Here is a 15408-nt window from a genome sequence, read left to right as displayed (position 1 = left end):
TTTTGCGCCGATCTTGCGCGGCGCGTCGGCAAAAAAAGGGGGTGAGGGTATGGCGGCGTGCCTGCCTAGTCCTGCATCACCACGACACCATCAGCCGCGCAGACGCCCTGCCCTAGCGGCTTGACGAAAAGCGGGTTGATCTCGGCCTCCAGCAGTTGGCCTTGCAAGGTGCCGGCCATGCGCGCAAACGCCAACACCGCCTGCACCAGCGCGGGCACGTCGCATTTGGGGCGGCCGCGATAGCCATCCAGCAAGGGCCAGGTCTTCAAGCGCCGCAGCGCCGCCTCGACGTCATCCGCCGCCAAGGCCGCGCCGACGTCGGGCAACAGCAGCAAGGTGGTGTCGCGCACCAGCTCGGCCACCACGCCGCCCATGCCCAGCAATATCGCCGTGCCCAGCGGGTCGTGATGCAGGCCGACGATGAGCTCGGCCGCGCCGGTGACCATCTCTTGCACCAGATAGGCGTCGGGCGGGGTACCGGTGTGCCGCTGCACGTCGGCGCGCATCTGCCGCACCCGCTGCGCAATGTCCTCGGGCGCGACATTGACGGCCACGCCGCCCACGTCGCTCTTATGGGTGATGTCGCGCGACAGCAGCTTGAGCACCACGCGCGGACCCAGTGTGTGGGCCACGCGGGTGGCTTCGGCTTCGGCTTCGGCGTCGGCGTCGGCGTCGGCATTGACGATCATTTCTCGCACGCCCGGTATCCCGAACTGCGCGAACAGCGCTTTGGCCTCTGCTTCGTTCAGCGCCTGGTGCGGTTCCAGAAACATGGGCGAAGCCGCGCGGGACGGCGCACCATCGCGCACCGGGCGCGGCTTGCCACGCTGCACCCGCCGCATGGCGGACAACGCCGCGCCGACACTTTCGGGCGCGGGAAAAGCGGGCACGCCGTAGCGGCTCAGGACTTCAGCGGCGCGTGGTGCGTGCGGGCTGATATACGCCAGCACCGGTTTGCCGTCAGGCGTCAGCGAATCGCGCAGCGCGCCCGCCATCAGCTCGGGCTGCGCCACGGCGGAAGATCCCGCGATGACGACCAGCGCATCGTACTGATCGCTTTCCAGCACGATGCGGATGGCGTTACGCAGCAAGTCAGGCTGCAAACCGGCCAGCGTCACGTCGATCGGGTTGCGATCCAGCGCGGCGTGGTCGCCCGTTTGCAGCGCGCGCAAGGCGGCGCCCGTGGCGGCGTCCGGCGCGGGCAGCTCAAAGCCCGCCATGCCCAGGCTGTCCGCCACCAGCGTGCCCGCCCCACCCGTTGACGTCAGGATCGCCACGCGATCGCCGCGCAGCTTGCGATCGCCGGCCAGCGCGGCGGGCATGTCCAGCAGCTCGGCAAACGTCTGCGCGCGAATGATCCCGGTCTCGTCGAACAGCGCGTCGTACATGGCGTCGGCCCCAGCCAAGGCGCCCGTATGCGAGGCCGCCGCCTGCGCGCCGGATTCCGAGCGGCCGATCTTGAACGCCACGATGGGCTTGCCGGCCGCCGCCGCCTTGCGCGCCGCCGCGCGAAACGTCTTGGGGTTGCGGATGCTCTCGACATACAGCGCGATGACGCGCGTGGCCGGGTCGTCCACCAACGCATCCACGAAATCCGCCAGGTCCAGATCAACCTCGTTGCTGGTGGAGATCAGCTTGGAAAACCCGATGCCGCGAGCTGCCGCGCGCGACAGCAACGCGCCCAGGATGCCGCCACTTTGCGACACCAAGCCGACTGCCCCGCTGGTCAGTTCATCCACTTCCAACGCGCCGCTGGCCGATAAGGTGATGCGGTCGGTCAGGTTGACCAGGCCGATGGTGTTCGGCCCCAGGATGCGCATGCTGCCCGCCGCCTCGCGCAGTTCGCGCTGACGGCGCGCGCCCGCCTCGCCGGTTTCCGAATAGCCACTGGCCAGCACGATGGCCGCGCCCGTGCCCATGGCCGCCAGTTCGGCAATGGCTTGCTGCGTCCGTTCAGCGCTGAGCAGCACGATGGCCACGTCCGGCGCTTCCGGCAAGGAGCGGATGTCGGGATAGCAACGCAGCCCGCCAATCTCTGACGCTTTGGGGTTGACGGGATAAATGCGCCCTTCAAAGCCGTGCTTTTGCAGATAGGCCACGGGCCGCCCCGACGTCTTGGCCGGGTCCGCCGATGCCCCCACGACCGCGACGCTGCGCGGTCGCAGCAATTTCTGTATGCCGCTCATTGCGCGTCTCCGGCGGCACGGCCCGACGCCGTGTTGGCCTGGGCCATCTTCGCCTCGGCCATCTTTGCCAGGAAGGCCGCAACGGATTCGCGGTGTTCCGTGCTGGTGTAGCAGATGCCCTGCGCCTGGCTGCCCATGGCGAAAACCTGGTCGGCGGTCAGCTCGGAGCTTTGGTCCAGTATCGATTTGCTTAGCGCCAACGCGGTGGCCGAGCCCTTGGCCAGTTCGGCGGCCCAGGCCTGCGCCGCGCGCACTTCGTCGCCGGCCGGGGCGAGCCGGTCCGCGATGCCCAGCGCCAGGGCTTCTTGCGCCAAGACCTTGCGGCCGGAATAGATCAGGTCCTTGGCGCGGGCAAGGCCCACGCGGCGCGGCAGGAAAAACATGCCGCCGCCATCGGGAATCAAGCCGCGCGCGATGTAGCTCCAGGTGAACGACGCGCTGTCCGACGCCACGATTAAATCGCAGCTAAGCGCCGTGTCCGCGCCCAGGCCGGCGGCCGCGCCGTTGACGGCGGCAATGGTGGGCTTGGGCATGCGAAACAGCAGGCTGACCGCATGGTGCACGCGCTGCTGCCGCGACCACCCATTGAAGGCGATGTCACCCGACGGCGCCTCCATGCGACGCTGCATGCCGGAAATGTCCCCGCCCGCGCAGAAGCCCTTGCCTTCGCCGGTCAGCACCAGCGCCTTGGTGCCCCGGTCGGCGGCCACGGCTTCCAGCGCATGGATCAGTTCGGCGCGCATGGCGTCGCTGATGGCGTTGCGCTTCTCTGGCCGGTTCAGCGTCAGCGTTGCCACGCCGCCGTCCGCATGCAGTTTGATGAATTCGTAGTCCGCCATCTTGTTGCTCCGTCTGGGTCGATAGGCCAGCGCGATCCGATGTTTTTTTCGCTGGCGATATCGACACGGTAGGCGCTACAGTAGGGAAAAACACGGGGGCAATTCCATCTGGTGGAATTGGCTGTGCGGGCTTCGACGATGAAGGATTCGACAATGGCGGCTTTGACCGATGGCAACTTTGACACCCGATGACCCGGCCCACGCGCCGCAACGATTCGATGGCGTCGGCCAGAACCGATCGTTGGCCCGTGGCCTGGAAATCCTGCGGGCATTCAAGCCCGGCACCGACCTGCTGGGCAATGGCGAGCTTGCCGAACGCACCGGCCTGTCAGCGGCCACGGTCAGCCGGCTGACGCAGACGCTGGTCACCAGCGGCTTTCTGGAATATGAGCGCGGCGCGCGCGCCTACCGCCTGGCCGCGCCGGTGTTAAGCCTGGGCCACGCCATGCGCGCGGCGTCGCCGGTATTGAACGCCGCTACGCCAACCATGCGAGACGTCTCCAACAAACTGCACGTCAATATCGGCCTTGCCGGCGCCGACCGCACCGAAATGGTTTATCTGGAATCCATCCGCTATAACCGACGGGCGTCCCTTCGCACCATCGTGGCGGGCCAACGTGTTCCGATGGAACTCACGTCTTTGGGCCGCGCGTATCTGGCCACACGCCCGGCAGCAGAGCGCCACGCGCTACTCAAGAAAATAATGTCGGGGTATCGCAGCGCATCGTGGAAACCGATACGCGCGGATATTGATCGGGCGATCGCTAAAGTGACCTCGGCGGGTTATTGCGTGGCGTCGTGGCAGCCCGGCGTTGTCGCCATGTCCACCCCGCTGCGCGTGCCCGGAGGCCCGACGCTGGCATTGAACCTGAGCTTGATGACGGACGACACCGCGGCGTCCGTGGAAAGGCAGCACGCGGCGGACTTGCTGGCACTGAAAGACAAGATCGTGCGCGAGCTTGAACGGCAAGCGCCGCCGCGTTAGAAGGCGGCTTTTTCAGCCGCGAACGCCGGTTACCGGCCTTATCCGCGCGGCGCTGTGCTCGGATTCCGATGTACAGCCACTCTGCGCCGGCGCGTTCCATTTCATATAAATGTCTTTTTGGATCAGCACGATGATTCGGGTACTAAGGGGGTATTGCACACAGATTATCTCCTGCCTTATTTTTTGTGATGGCCAGAGCACAAGTAACACAGCCACATGCACTATCACCGCCCTATTGAACATCCCGGATTCGCATTTCTATACGGACCGCGAAGTGTAGTGAGGGATGCGTCCCCGAAGTTTAGGAAAGGCAATCAAACCAGACAGAAAGTATCTAACGCGTTAACTTTATTGCGGATTATTCTGTAATAATCCGCCAGCGAGATAATCCATGCAGATAATGCGCATTAATAAGACTTTCGACATACGGAGATAGCGCGTGCGATGTGGCCCGACGGCTTGCGGCGCCACCGAGACAATTGCGTACCGCGCGCGATTGCTGGCGCGCTTTGAGGCTACTGCGCCATGCGCCGCAGCCGATCCAATTCCGCCTTGTTCAGGCGTTTGGCTTCCAGTTCGGCATAATTTCGTTCGCCCGCATCGTAAGACCCTTCAAAGATGCAGCGGCTGCGCAGAATCTTGCAGTTGTCGCTGACCACCCGCTCGGATGCGGCAACCTTGGCGGCTTCGCTGGAACCGGTCGGGGTGGGCGGCGTGGACGAACAGGCGGATATCAGTGCGGCAAGCAACAGCGCCACGCTATGGCGGCTGAACAATCGAATCAACATTTTCCCTGGCCCGTGGCTTTATCAGCCCTATTTATAGCAAGGCAAACGTCAAAAAATCGTTCCAAGTCGTAGCAGCGCGGCTTGGCCGTCAGTCGTCTTCGACGCCCGACAGGTCAGTGAAATCCGCCACTTCGCCGTCCTGGAAGTTGACCATGATGCCGTAGGGTTCGCAGATGGGAAACACCCCCTGCTCGAACAGAATGGACCAGTCTTCCTCACCATGAAAGATGACTTCCGGGCCGCCCACCAAGGGCACGCCCGCGGGAAGCTGGAACGATGCGTCACACCCCAGCACGTCCGGATCGCTGCGATACAGGTCTTCCAGATACGCCGTCGCCTTGCCGATCCACGTGCCCAGGTCCTGCATGATCCGCGTGAAGGCCGCCGTCGCGGCCTCATTGTCGCGAGAGTCCGCCAACACCTGAACGGACACATAGACCTGGCCCCCGTTAATGTCCGGCGTGTCGACATAGCCTTGCAGATAACGCAGGCCGTCTTCGCTGGTATTCAGGGTCAAAGAGGAAAGGGACGGATCAATAGAGGGCATGGGCGGGCCTTTGAAAAATGGGTGCGCCGATAAAACGGTTGTTTGAGATTAGCATTTGCCGAAACCTGCGTAGTAGCGTGCCCCCGCTATTTTGCATTACGACTTTGACGTTACTCCTTGCCTTGCCGGCCCCGGTCCATACGATTCGAACGTATGCGACAAACAATAAATGTCCGACCACGCGTCGGCCGGGTCGGCGTGCACCGCAAGTGCTTCGGCGTTGCGCACGTCCCCTTCGCAAGCGGTGACCGCGTTGATGTCGTAGCCGTTGACGACATAGATCCAATCGGCAACACCGTCCTTCGCGCCGCGTATGGCTTGCTCGGTCGTTTGCGCAATTGCCGGCGTCTGCGTCATCAGCAGATGCGCACCGGAAATGCCCGGGCGCGCGCAACTGGCCGCGGCATGCGCTTTCAGATAGGCGCGCAATGCGTCCTGCGCACCCGCGCGCGGTGACAGACGGATGGTCAACGCATACCGGGCCAAACCGCCCCCCACACTTTCCAGCACCCGGCACTGACTGCGGATCATGTTGCGATGTTGCGGCATCAGCTTGGTGGACCAGGGCGTCGGCCGATTCAACCGGCCCAGGTAAGCCGGCGAGCTGAGCGTGCCGTACGCGTCCAGTTCGTACATGACGAAAAAGCCTACGCCGCCATGGGCGCTGACCCAGCGCGAGCCGCGCAGAAAACCCGGCACCCCCATGCGTTCGGGAAAGTGTTCATGCGAGTGCCAGTCTTCGAATTCCGCGCGCCAGGCCGGCGCGATGTCCCACCACATGGCGATGGCGGCGCAGCCCAATAGCGCCATGATCAGCGCTTTGCCCGCAGCGCGGACAACTCCGTGGCCACCTGCTGCATCACGTCCGCGCCGATCTCGCCGGCGAACTTGTCAACCACCGGCTTGACGGCCTGGCGCAGGCCGTCGACCGCTTGCGGCGACGGCTCGTTCACCTGCATCAGCTTGCGCAAGTCGTCGATGGCCACGGCTTCTTTGGCCTGCGAGATCTTGCGCTCTTGCGACTTGGCTTCGTTGGCCGCGTCCAGGATGATCTGGCGTTCGGCCGGCGACATGCCATCCCACGTCTTCCTGCTCATCAGGAAAGGCATGCCGGTATAGATATGCCGCGTCAGCGACAGATACTTCTGCACCTCGGCGAACTTCGCGGACTGGATCACGCCCACGGGGTTGTCCTGCCCGTCGATCGCCTTGGACTCCAACGCGCCATAGACTTCACCGAACGTCATCGGCACCGGATTGGCGCCCAGGGTCTTGAACATCTCGATATAGACGGGCGCGGCAATCACCCGGATCTTCAAGCCCTGAAAATCCTGCACGCCGGTAATCGGGCGGCGGCTGTTGGTCATATTGCGAAAGCCCAGGTCCCAGATACCCAGGCCGACCAGGCCGTGGTCGGCCAAGCCGTCCAGCAGACGCTTGCCCACCGGGCCATCGGACACCGCATAAGCTTCGCTCGCGTCGTTGAACAAAAAAGGCAGGTCGAACACCATGAAGCGCTTGTCGATGCCGGCCAGCAGCCCGGTAGCCATCGACGTGAAGTCCAGCGTGCCGCCGCGCACCGCCGACAGATTTTGCGGGTCGCCCCCCAGCACGGCGTTGGCATAGATCGACACCTTCATCTTGCCGCCGCTTTTCTCGGCGACCAGGTCGGCAAATTTCTGCGCGCCCTGCCCCAACGGATGATCCGCCGCCAAGCTGAATGCAAACTTCATGGTGCGCGCCTTGATCTCTTGCGCGGCCACGGTGGCTGTCAGCGCCAGGCAAACCGACAGGGATGCGGCGGCAATTACGGCAAGGCGAAATAACGGCTTTCCAATCTGCATCACAACCCCTCTTGTTTGGTGTCGGCAAGGACTATTTCGCTGCGAGCTTAGGGCATAATTTTGAATGCCGTTCAAATTTTGGATGAATTCAAAATTTGAATTCTTCGGCATCCGGCGCGCGGATTTTTCATGGTGGCCAACCCAGGGAGCTTGCATGAGCGGGGCAATAGAAAAGACACTGGCATTGCTTGAATACCTGGCCAACCACCCCGACGGCGTCGCGCTGGCGACGGTGGCCGACGACCTGAACCAATTGCGCAGCGGCTGCCACCGCACCCTGCACGAGTTGATGAAGTATGGCTATGTGCGGCAGACGCCGGTGCGCGGCGAGTATGCGCTGACGACCAAGCTGGCGTCGATGGGCCTGAGCTTTCTGGGGCGTTCGGGCGTGGTCGACATTGCGCAACCGGTCATTGACCGCTTCGCCCTGGCAACCGGCGAACTGGTGCGGCTGGCCATCGTCGACGGCAAGCGCCTGACCTTGGTTGCCAAGGCGCAAGGGGCGAAGTCCGGGCTGCTGTACGACCCCGACATGGGCATCGACCTGCGCCTGTCTTGCAGCGCGGCCGGCCACGCCTGGCTGATGACGTTGCCGGAGGACCAGGCCATTGCCTATGTCACCGAACAAGGGCTGGGCAAGCCGCGCGACTTCGGGCCGAACGCGCCCACGTCGATCCGCGCGCTGCTAGCCAGCCTGGATGGCCACCGCCGGCGCGGCTACAGCATGCTGCAAGACGTCTATGCGGCGGGCATGAGCGCGATGGCCGCGCCGGTTCGCCGCCCCGGCCACGCCAGCACGGGCATCCTGATAGTGGCCGGCCCGTCGCAACGCTTGACGCTGAAGGCAATGGAAAAATTCGGGCCGGCGCTGCTGCGCGCGGCCAGTGAGTTGGCACAGGCGGGAGAGGCATCGCCGCTACTGCGCTCGGCGCGCGTGGGCACGTGGGGCAATGGCCCGGCAGTAGAGGACTAGCGCGCGATAGCCGGGGAGCGGCGTGCACGGGTCCGAACTTACGCGGTTGGGTCCAAACACCGCCTACTTTGCCGTGTCGTCGCCGTCGTTACGGCCCTGCATGGGAAAGCGCTTTCGGAACATCGGCGACGCCAGGCTTGCCAGCGCCAACTCTTCGGTGGCCGCCAGCAACTGCGGCCCCAGTTCCAGCATGCGCGCTTCGGTCAGCCGCATGGCGGGGCCCGCGATACTAAGCACGCCGATGGCGTCTTCGCCTTTGCGCTGCACGGGCGCCGCCATGGCAGTCATGCCGGGTGCGAACACTTCGTTGATCATTGCGTAGCCGCGCTTGCGGCCGGCTTGCAGCATCTTCGTCAATGCCGCAATCGTGGTGGGCGCGTTCGGGCCATATTCCGCGGGGGAACCAAAGCCCTGCCGCGACACCAGATCCAGCGCGCGTTCGTCCGACATCGTCAACATCCACGCGTGCCCGGACGCGCTGCACGACAGCCGCGCGTCCGATCCCATTTCCGGGTCATAGCGCAGGCCGTGACGCGCGCCCTGCGCCTTGGCGACCCACGTCAGCCTTTCGTTATCGACGATGGCCAGGCGCACCAGCTCGCCCGAGATATCAGCCAGCCGGTCGACCAGCGGCTGGGCGATATCGACGATGCCGGTGGCCGCCAGATAGCTCAGTCCGATGGACGCCACCCGGGCGGTCAGCGCGTAGTCGCCGTGGTCGCGAATCTGCCTGACGTAGCCGCAACGGCACAGGTCGGTCAGCAAGCGATGGGCGGCGCTTTGGGGGATCTCCAGCTGCTGCGCCAGCGAGGCTAGCGGCACGCCTTCGGGTCTGGAGGAAAGGTGCTCCATGACGGCAAGCGCGCGTTCGAGGACTCCGGCCATGTCATCTCAACAAGTAATGGGGTGATGGATGATAACCCTAGGTGGAAAACTATTCCACTCGGAATTACATTCCACTACCGAGTCCTCCAAGACATCGAGAACATTCCAAAAAATCACGGAAGGAGACAACGATGAAGACCCGCATTTTCTGCCTGGGCCTGATGGGCCTGCTGTGCTCGACCGCCATGACGGCCCACGCGCAAGACGTTCAGGAACGCACCATCCGCTTCGGTCACCTGAACAACACCGATCACCCCGTGAGCGCGGGCGTGCAGAAGTTTGCAGAAATTCTTGCCAGCAAAAGCGGCGGCAAACTGAAGGTGAAGGAATTCCCCGCATCGCAGCTGGGCAATGAAATGCAGCAGCAGTCCGGCCTGCAAGGCGGCGTGCAGGAAATGTCGGCGCCGGCATCCACGTCGCTGGCCGGCATCGTCAAGGAATTCGGGCTGGTAGACCTGCCCTTTTCGGTCACCGACTTCGGCCAGGCGGACGCGCTGCTGGATGGGCCACTGGGCCGCGCGCTGATCGCCAAGTTGCCCGAAAAGGGCTTGGTTGCGCTGGGTTTCTGGGACTTGGGCTTTCGCAACGTGACCAACTCCAAGCACGCCATCACCAAGCCGGAAGACCTGGCGGGCCTGAAGATTCGCGTCATTCCCAACCCGGTATTCCTGGACACGTTCAAGGCGTTCAAGGCCAACCCCGTACCCATGCCGTTTGCCGAACTGTACGGCGCGCTGGAATCCAAAGCGGTGGACGGCCAGGAAAATCCGTACTCGGTGATTCTGTCGAACAAGTTCTACGAAGTGCAGAAGTACGTCAGCGCGACCAACCACGTGTATGCCGCCAACATCGTGCTGGTCAGCAAGAAATTCTGGGACAAGCTGTCGCCCACCGAACAGCGCATGATGCAAGAGGCGGCCGACGAGGCGCGCGGTTACCAGCGCAACGTCAGCCGTGAAGCGGCGCAAAAGGCCGTGGCGCAATTGCAAGCCAAGGGCATCCAATACAACACGATCGAGCCCGCGCAAAAAGTCCGCATGCAGCAGGTCGTCAAGCCCGTCATTGAACACTTCACCGGCAGCTACGACCCCGCCATCGTCAAGCTCTACAACGACGAACTCGCACGCATCCGCAAGTAAACGCACCGGCGTATCCATCATGAAGATTCTTGTTTTGCATGGCCCGAACCTCAATCTGTTCGGGCGCCGCGAGCCGCACATTTACGGCACCACCACCCTGGCTGAAATCAACCAGCGCCTGGCCACGCTGGCCGAGGAATTGGGCGTGGAACTGGCCACGCTGCAATCGAACCACGAAGGCGCCCTGATCGATTTTCTGCACCAGAACATCGACGCGGCGCAAGGTGCGCTGGTCAATCCGGCTGGGCTGACGCAGCATGGCGTGCCGCTGCACGACGCGATCAAGGCGATGCCCTTCCCCACGCTGGAAGTGCATATGTCGAACATCGCCGCGCGCGAAACGTGGCGCGCGCATTCGATCATTTCGCCGGCGGTGCGCGGCACCGTGCAAGGGTTGGGGCCGCATTCTTACCTGACGGCGCTGCGCGGGCTGGTCGACATCCTGAAAGAAGCGCGCGCATGACTTCGCGCACGCTTCTTCCCACGCTGAAGGGGGCGGCCTCATGGTCTTCATAGACGGGTTCATCGCGGTCGCGTGCCGCGTGCTGGAACTGGCCATCGCGCTGCTGTTGGCGGCGATGGTGGTGCTGGTTTTCGGCAACGTCGTCGCGCGCTACGGGTTCAATTCCGGCATCACCTTGTCGGAAGAACTATCGCGCTGGATGTTCATCTGGCTGACGTTCCTGGGCGCCGTCATCGCGCTGAAGGAACGCGGCCACCTGGGCATGGATATGGTGGTGGCCAAGCTGCCGACGGCGGGCAAGAAAATATGCCTGGTCGTGGGCCAGATCATCATGCTGTACATCGTGGGCCTGATGTTCAAGGGCAGCTGGGAACAGGCCGTGATCAACGCGGACGTCAGCGCGCCGGTCAGCGGTTTGCCGATGGCGATCGTGTATGTGGCGGGGCTGGTGTTCTCGGCCTTGGCCGGGCTGATCATCGCGGTGGATCTTTATCGCGTGCTGGCCGGCAAGCTGCGCGAAGAGGACCTGATCATGGTCCAGGAATCCGAAGAAGCCGTGCAGCTCAAGCAGATTCTGGACGACGCCAACCACGGCGCGCCGGGGAGAAGCGCATGACCATCTTCGTATTCATCGGGTCGCTGCTGGGCGTGATGGCGTTGGGCGTGCCCATTGCCTTTGCGCTCTTGGCCAGCGGTGTGGCGCTGATGTGGCATCTGGATATCTTTGATTCGCAGATCCTGGCGCAGAACGTCATCGGCGGCGCGGACAGCTTTCCGCTGCTGGCGGTGCCGTTCTTCATGCTGGCCGGCGAAATCATGAACGTGGGCGGCCTGTCCAAACGCATCGTGGACCTGGCCCTGGCGCTGGTCGGGCACGTCAAGGGCGGCCTGGGCTACGTGACGATCATGGCCGGCTGCCTGTTGTCGGCCTTGTCCGGTTCCGCCGTGGCGGATGCGGCGGCGTTGACCGCCTTGCTGCTGCCGATGATGGTCAGCGCGGGCCACAAGAAATCAACGGCCGGCGGCTTGATTGCAGCCACCGGCGTGATCGGCCCGGTGATCCCGCCCAGCATCGGCTTGGTGATTTTCGGCGTGGCCGCGAACGTGTCGATTTCAAAGCTGTTCATGGCTGCGATCGTTCCCGGCTTGCTGATTGGCGGCGCCTTGTGGCTGACCTGGGCCTGGTTGGTCCGCCGTGAAAAAGTGGTGCCGCCGCCGCGTAAATCCGCCAAGGAAATCGGCACGGCGGCGCGCAAGGCGCTGTGGGCGCTGATGTTGCCGGTCATCATCCTGGTGGGCCTGCGTATGGGCGTCTTCACGCCGACCGAAGCCGCCGTGGTGGCCGCCACCTACGCGCTGCTGGTATCGACGCTGGTCTATCGCGAACTGAAGCTGAACCAGTTGTACGCGGTGTTCGTGTCGGCCGCCAAGACCAGCGCCATCGTGATGTTCCTGATTGCCGCCGCCATGGTCAGCGCGTGGCTGATCACCGTGGCCGACCTGCCCGCCAAAGTCGTGGACATGCTTCAGCCATTCATCGGCAACAAGATCCTGTTGATGGCGGCGATCATGGTGTTGGTGATGGTGGTGGGCACCGCCATGGACATGACGCCCACCATCCTGATCCTGACGCCCGTGCTGATGCCGGTGGTGCGCGCGGCCGGCATCGACCCGGTGTATTTCGGCGTGCTGTTCATCATCAACAACTCGATCGGCCTGGTGACGCCGCCCGTAGGCACCGTGCTGAACGTGGTGGCGGGCGTGGGCAAGATGAAGATGGACGACGTCACACGCGGGGTCATGCCCTTCATGGCGGCGGAGTTCGCCATCATGTTCCTGATGGTCGTTTTCCCGGCGCTGGTGATCGTGCCCGCGCGCTGGTTCGGCGGGTGATGCGCAGGCGTTGTGGGGGGCGGGTCAGGCCTACACCCGCACAACCGTATCGCACGCCCTGATCCGCTACACATAGGAGAATTTTCGCAATGTCCGATCTTGCCCAATACCGGCGTCCGTTCTGGAACACCCAGCCCGCTTACCGCTTCGACGCTTATGGTTCCACGCTGCTGCGTTCACCAAACGAACCGCTGATCGCGGTGCCGCAGACCCTGTCCGAAATCACCGGCCCCGCATTCGGCGCCGCCTTCGTCAAGCAGGGCGACAACGACCTGACGCGCATCGCCAACGCCGACGCCATCGGTGAACGCATCATCGTGTCGGGCCGCGTGCTGGACGAGAACGGCCGGCCCGTGCCCGATGCCCTGATCGAAATCTGGCAAGCCAACGCCGCCGGCCGCTACCTGCACAAACGCGATCAGCACGACGCCCCGCTGGACCCCAACTTCAGCGGCGAAGGCCGGACGGTCACGGACGCGCACGGTCGCTATCAGTTCAAAACGATCAAGCCGGGCGCCTACCCCTGGGGCAACCATTACAACGGCTGGCGGCCGCAGCACATCCACTTTTCGTTGTTCGGCCGTGCGTACGCCACGCGGCTGGTCACGCAGATGTACTTTCCCGGCGACCCGCTGCTGGAATTTGACCCCATCTTCCAATGCGTGCCGGACGCCAAGGCGCGCGCCCGCCTGGTCGCCACGCTTGATTGGGAAACCACCGTGCCCGACTACGCGCTGGGCTACCGCTTTGATATCGTGCTGCGCGGCCGTAACGCTACCCCGATGGAGTAATGCATGCTCTACCCCACTACCTCGCAAACCGTCGGCCCCTACCTGCACATCGGCCTGTCCGGGCTGAACTGTGCGGACTTGACGGCGGGCCAGCCCGACCTGGGCGCGCCCCCGGTCGTGATTGAAGGCCGCATCATCGATGGCCAGGGCAACCCGGTGCCCGACGGCATGATAGAAATCTGGCAGGCCGACGCGCGCGGCGTGTACCGCCACCCGGATGACCCGCGCTATGCGGACAACGCCGGCGCAGCAGGCTTTACGGGATTCGGGCGCGTACCCACGGAAGCGGACGGCTCGTTCCGCTTCACCACGATCAAGCCCGGCGGCGTGCCGGCGCCCGACGGCTCGCTGCAAGCCCCCCATCTGCTGGTCTCCTTGTTCATGCGCGGCCTGCTCAAGCATCTGTCCACCCGCCTGTACTTTCCGGACGAGGCACAAGCCAACGAACAGGATTGGGTGCTGCGCCAGACGCCGGCCGCGCGCCGCGGCACGCTGATCGCGCAGGCGTCGGACAACGGCGTACTGCGCTGGAACGTCGTCTTGCAGGGCGCGGGCGAGACCGTGTTCTTCGACCTCTGACCACGTCAGCAACGGGCACAACATGACCATTCTTTCCGGCCTGACCGAACAGATCTATTCCGACCGCGACATCATGGGCTTGTTCTCGGGGCCCGGCACCATCCGGCGGATGCTGGCGGTGCAAGCCGCGCTGGCCCGCGCCCAGGCGCGTTGCGGCGTCATCCCGGACAGCGCGGCCCGCAGCATCCACAAGGTCTGCCATGCCGAGGACATCGACAGCATCCTGGACCTGGACGCCATCGCTTCCGCGTCCATGCTGGCCGGCAACATCGCCATCCCCTTCGTCAAGCAGCTGACCGCCGCCGTGCGCCAGGCAGACGCCGAGGCGGCACGCTTCGTGCATTGGGGCGCCACCAGCCAAGACGTGCTGGACACCGCGCTGGTCTTGCAACTGCAACAGGTGGCCGCGCAGCTGGACCAGGACCTGGACGCGGCACAAAACGCGTGCGCCCGCCTGACCGCGACGCATCGCGACACAATCATGGTCGGCCGCACGTGGTTGCAACACGCGCTGCCCACCACCTTCGGCGCCAAGACAGCGGGCTGGCTGCAAGCGCTGACGCGCTCGCGGCAACGCCTGCGCCACGACGCCCAACAATGCGCCCTGCTGCAATTGGGCGGCGCCGCCGGCACGCTGGCCAGCCTGGGCAACGCCGCCCCCGATGTCGCGCGCGCCCTGGCCGAAGAACTGGGCCTTGCCCTGCCCGACATGCCCTGGCACACGCATCGCGACCGCCTGGCCGACTTGGCGGCCACACTGGGCGTGCTGACCGGCACGCTGGGCAAGATCGCCCGCGACGTGTCGCTGATGGCGCAGACCGAGATCGCCGAGCTAGCCGAACCCGCCGGCCCGGGGCGCGGCGGCTCCAGCACCATGCCGCACAAGCGCAACCCCGTCAGCAGCGCCGCCATCCTCGCCGCCGCCACCCGCATGCCACCGCTGGTGTCCACCATGCTGTCCGCGATGGTGCAGGAACACGAACGCGCGTTGGGCGGCTGGCAAGCAGAATGGGACGTCCTGCCGCAGATCTGCGCGTTGGCGGGCGGCGCATTACGGCATCTGGCGGGCATGCTGGACGGGCTGGAAGTGCATCCGGAAAACATGGCCCGAAATCTTGGTGCGACGAACGGGTTGATTCTGGCCGAAGCGTACGCGCTGGCGCTTGGCGGTCGAATGGGTCGTATCGAAGCGCATGAATTGGTCGAACGGGCGTCCAAGGAGGCGGTTCGCAGGAACTGCACGCTGAAGGTTGCGATGCAGGAAGCGCTGGCGGCGCATGAGGGCACGCGGGATCTGCTTGGGAAGGAAGAGCTGGATCGCTTGAGTGATCCGGCGGCTTATCTGGGGCAAGCGGGGGAGGTTTGTGATCGGGTGTTGGCGGGGTAGAGGGCAAACGCAGCCTGCGCCGAATAGCATGGCGGTATTTGACGATGGCCGTACCACCCCGCCTTGCCATCCCTGCCTCTAAAATCACTCCTTTTAGGCGGACGACCCC

General features: G+C 64.3%; 16 protein-coding genes. 9 read left to right on the top strand and 7 right to left on the bottom strand.

All coding sequences use genetic code 11. The annotated features are described in order from the left end of the window. Positions 1 to 65: 65 nt before the first annotated feature. On the bottom strand, positions 66 to 2186 hold the full coding sequence (locus V6F88_RS20080) for an acetate--CoA ligase family protein (protein WP_332611713.1): 2121 nt from the start codon (positions 2184 to 2186) through the stop codon (positions 66 to 68). Further along, on the bottom strand, positions 2183 to 3025 hold the full coding sequence (locus V6F88_RS20075) for an enoyl-CoA hydratase/isomerase family protein (protein WP_332611712.1): 843 nt from the start codon (positions 3023 to 3025) through the stop codon (positions 2183 to 2185). The genes V6F88_RS20080 and V6F88_RS20075 overlap by 4 nt, the downstream gene beginning before the upstream one ends. Before the next feature lie 169 nt (positions 3026 to 3194). Between V6F88_RS20075 and V6F88_RS20070 the strand changes: the two genes are divergently transcribed. Beyond that, complete coding sequence (locus tag V6F88_RS20070; RefSeq protein WP_332611710.1) at positions 3195 to 4010, top strand: IclR family transcriptional regulator; 816 nt, start codon at positions 3195 to 3197, stop codon at positions 4008 to 4010. Positions 4011 to 4525: 515 nt separating this feature from the next. Here V6F88_RS20070 and V6F88_RS20065 read toward each other — a convergent pair. From V6F88_RS20065 to V6F88_RS20050, 4 genes are all read right to left on the bottom strand, one after another. Continuing rightward, positions 4526 to 4798, bottom strand: a complete 273-nt coding sequence (locus tag V6F88_RS20065) for a hypothetical protein (protein ID WP_332611708.1) — start codon at positions 4796 to 4798, stop codon at positions 4526 to 4528. A gap of 88 nt (positions 4799 to 4886) precedes the next feature. Beyond that, a complete protein-coding gene (locus V6F88_RS20060) occupies positions 4887 to 5345 on the bottom strand; it encodes a hypothetical protein (RefSeq protein ID WP_332611706.1) in 459 nt (152 codons plus the stop codon). Positions 5346 to 5441: 96 nt separating this feature from the next. Next, positions 5442 to 6155, bottom strand: coding sequence for a hypothetical protein (locus tag V6F88_RS20055; protein ID WP_332611704.1), 714 nt, complete (start codon positions 6153 to 6155; stop codon positions 5442 to 5444). 2 nt (positions 6156 to 6157) lie between these two features. Next, a complete protein-coding gene (locus tag V6F88_RS20050) occupies positions 6158 to 7189 on the bottom strand; it encodes a TRAP transporter substrate-binding protein (protein ID WP_332611702.1) in 1032 nt (343 codons plus the stop codon). A gap of 154 nt (positions 7190 to 7343) precedes the next feature. Here V6F88_RS20050 and V6F88_RS20045 point away from each other — a divergent pair, with 154 nt between their 5' ends. Then, on the top strand, positions 7344 to 8162 hold the full coding sequence (locus V6F88_RS20045) for an IclR family transcriptional regulator (protein ID WP_332611701.1): 819 nt from the start codon (positions 7344 to 7346) through the stop codon (positions 8160 to 8162). Between the two features lie 63 nt (positions 8163 to 8225). Here the strand turns inward: V6F88_RS20045 and V6F88_RS20040 are convergent, their stop codons facing one another. Further along, positions 8226 to 9047, bottom strand: coding sequence for an IclR family transcriptional regulator (locus V6F88_RS20040; RefSeq protein WP_046804884.1), 822 nt, complete (start codon positions 9045 to 9047; stop codon positions 8226 to 8228). Positions 9048 to 9178: 131 nt separating this feature from the next. Between V6F88_RS20040 and V6F88_RS20035 the strand changes: the two genes are divergently transcribed. From V6F88_RS20035 to V6F88_RS20005, 7 genes are all read left to right on the top strand, one after another. Next, positions 9179 to 10186: a TRAP transporter substrate-binding protein gene (locus tag V6F88_RS20035; protein ID WP_332611698.1), complete on the top strand. Its 1008-nt coding sequence runs from the start codon at positions 9179 to 9181 to the stop codon at positions 10184 to 10186. Between the two features lie 19 nt (positions 10187 to 10205). Further along, positions 10206 to 10649 (top strand): type II 3-dehydroquinate dehydratase, encoded by a 444-nt coding sequence (locus V6F88_RS20030; protein WP_332611697.1) that lies wholly within the window; start codon positions 10206 to 10208, stop codon positions 10647 to 10649. Positions 10650 to 10689: 40 nt separating this feature from the next. Further along, positions 10690 to 11265, top strand: coding sequence for a TRAP transporter small permease (locus V6F88_RS20025; RefSeq protein ID WP_332611695.1), 576 nt, complete (start codon positions 10690 to 10692; stop codon positions 11263 to 11265). Continuing rightward, positions 11262 to 12542, top strand: a complete 1281-nt coding sequence (locus V6F88_RS20020; RefSeq protein WP_332611693.1) for a TRAP transporter large permease — start codon at positions 11262 to 11264, stop codon at positions 12540 to 12542. The genes V6F88_RS20025 and V6F88_RS20020 overlap by 4 nt, the downstream gene beginning before the upstream one ends. Before the next feature lie 89 nt (positions 12543 to 12631). Next, positions 12632 to 13333: a protocatechuate 3,4-dioxygenase subunit beta gene (pcaH, locus tag V6F88_RS20015; RefSeq protein WP_332611691.1), complete on the top strand. Its 702-nt coding sequence runs from the start codon at positions 12632 to 12634 to the stop codon at positions 13331 to 13333. Positions 13334 to 13336: 3 nt separating this feature from the next. Further along, complete coding sequence (pcaG, locus tag V6F88_RS20010; RefSeq protein WP_332611690.1) at positions 13337 to 13912, top strand: protocatechuate 3,4-dioxygenase subunit alpha; 576 nt, start codon at positions 13337 to 13339, stop codon at positions 13910 to 13912. 22 nt (positions 13913 to 13934) lie between these two features. After that, complete coding sequence (locus V6F88_RS20005; protein ID WP_332611689.1) at positions 13935 to 15299, top strand: 3-carboxy-cis,cis-muconate cycloisomerase; 1365 nt, start codon at positions 13935 to 13937, stop codon at positions 15297 to 15299. Positions 15300 to 15408: the final 109 nt, after the last annotated feature.

It is taken from the genome of Achromobacter sp. ESBL13 (genome assembly GCF_036668755.1).
GTDB lineage: Bacteria > Pseudomonadota > Gammaproteobacteria > Burkholderiales > Burkholderiaceae_B > Achromobacter.
Note: the sequence above shows the minus strand (reverse complement) of the source record. Positions and strands in the feature narration are given on the sequence as shown.

Coding starts and splice junctions, on each gene's coding strand:
- V6F88_RS20080 (WP_332611713.1), bottom strand. CDS start 2,186: ATGAGCGGCATACAGAAATTGCTGCGACCGCGCAGCGTCGCGGTCGTG.
- V6F88_RS20075 (WP_332611712.1), bottom strand. CDS start 3,025: ATGGCGGACTACGAATTCATCAAACTGCATGCGGACGGCGGCGTGGCA.
- V6F88_RS20070 (WP_332611710.1), top strand. CDS start 3,195: ATGGCAACTTTGACACCCGATGACCCGGCCCACGCGCCGCAACGATTC.
- V6F88_RS20065 (WP_332611708.1), bottom strand. CDS start 4,798: ATGTTGATTCGATTGTTCAGCCGCCATAGCGTGGCGCTGTTGCTTGCC.
- V6F88_RS20060 (WP_332611706.1), bottom strand. CDS start 5,345: ATGCCCTCTATTGATCCGTCCCTTTCCTCTTTGACCCTGAATACCAGC.
- V6F88_RS20055 (WP_332611704.1), bottom strand. CDS start 6,155: ATGGCGCTATTGGGCTGCGCCGCCATCGCCATGTGGTGGGACATCGCG.
- V6F88_RS20050 (WP_332611702.1), bottom strand. CDS start 7,189: ATGCAGATTGGAAAGCCGTTATTTCGCCTTGCCGTAATTGCCGCCGCA.
- V6F88_RS20045 (WP_332611701.1), top strand. CDS start 7,344: ATGAGCGGGGCAATAGAAAAGACACTGGCATTGCTTGAATACCTGGCC.
- V6F88_RS20040 (WP_046804884.1), bottom strand. CDS start 9,047: ATGGCCGGAGTCCTCGAACGCGCGCTTGCCGTCATGGAGCACCTTTCC.
- V6F88_RS20035 (WP_332611698.1), top strand. CDS start 9,179: ATGAAGACCCGCATTTTCTGCCTGGGCCTGATGGGCCTGCTGTGCTCG.
- V6F88_RS20030 (WP_332611697.1), top strand. CDS start 10,206: ATGAAGATTCTTGTTTTGCATGGCCCGAACCTCAATCTGTTCGGGCGC.
- V6F88_RS20025 (WP_332611695.1), top strand. CDS start 10,690: ATGGTCTTCATAGACGGGTTCATCGCGGTCGCGTGCCGCGTGCTGGAA.
- V6F88_RS20020 (WP_332611693.1), top strand. CDS start 11,262: ATGACCATCTTCGTATTCATCGGGTCGCTGCTGGGCGTGATGGCGTTG.
- pcaH (WP_332611691.1), top strand. CDS start 12,632: ATGTCCGATCTTGCCCAATACCGGCGTCCGTTCTGGAACACCCAGCCC.
- pcaG (WP_332611690.1), top strand. CDS start 13,337: ATGCTCTACCCCACTACCTCGCAAACCGTCGGCCCCTACCTGCACATC.
- V6F88_RS20005 (WP_332611689.1), top strand. CDS start 13,935: ATGACCATTCTTTCCGGCCTGACCGAACAGATCTATTCCGACCGCGAC.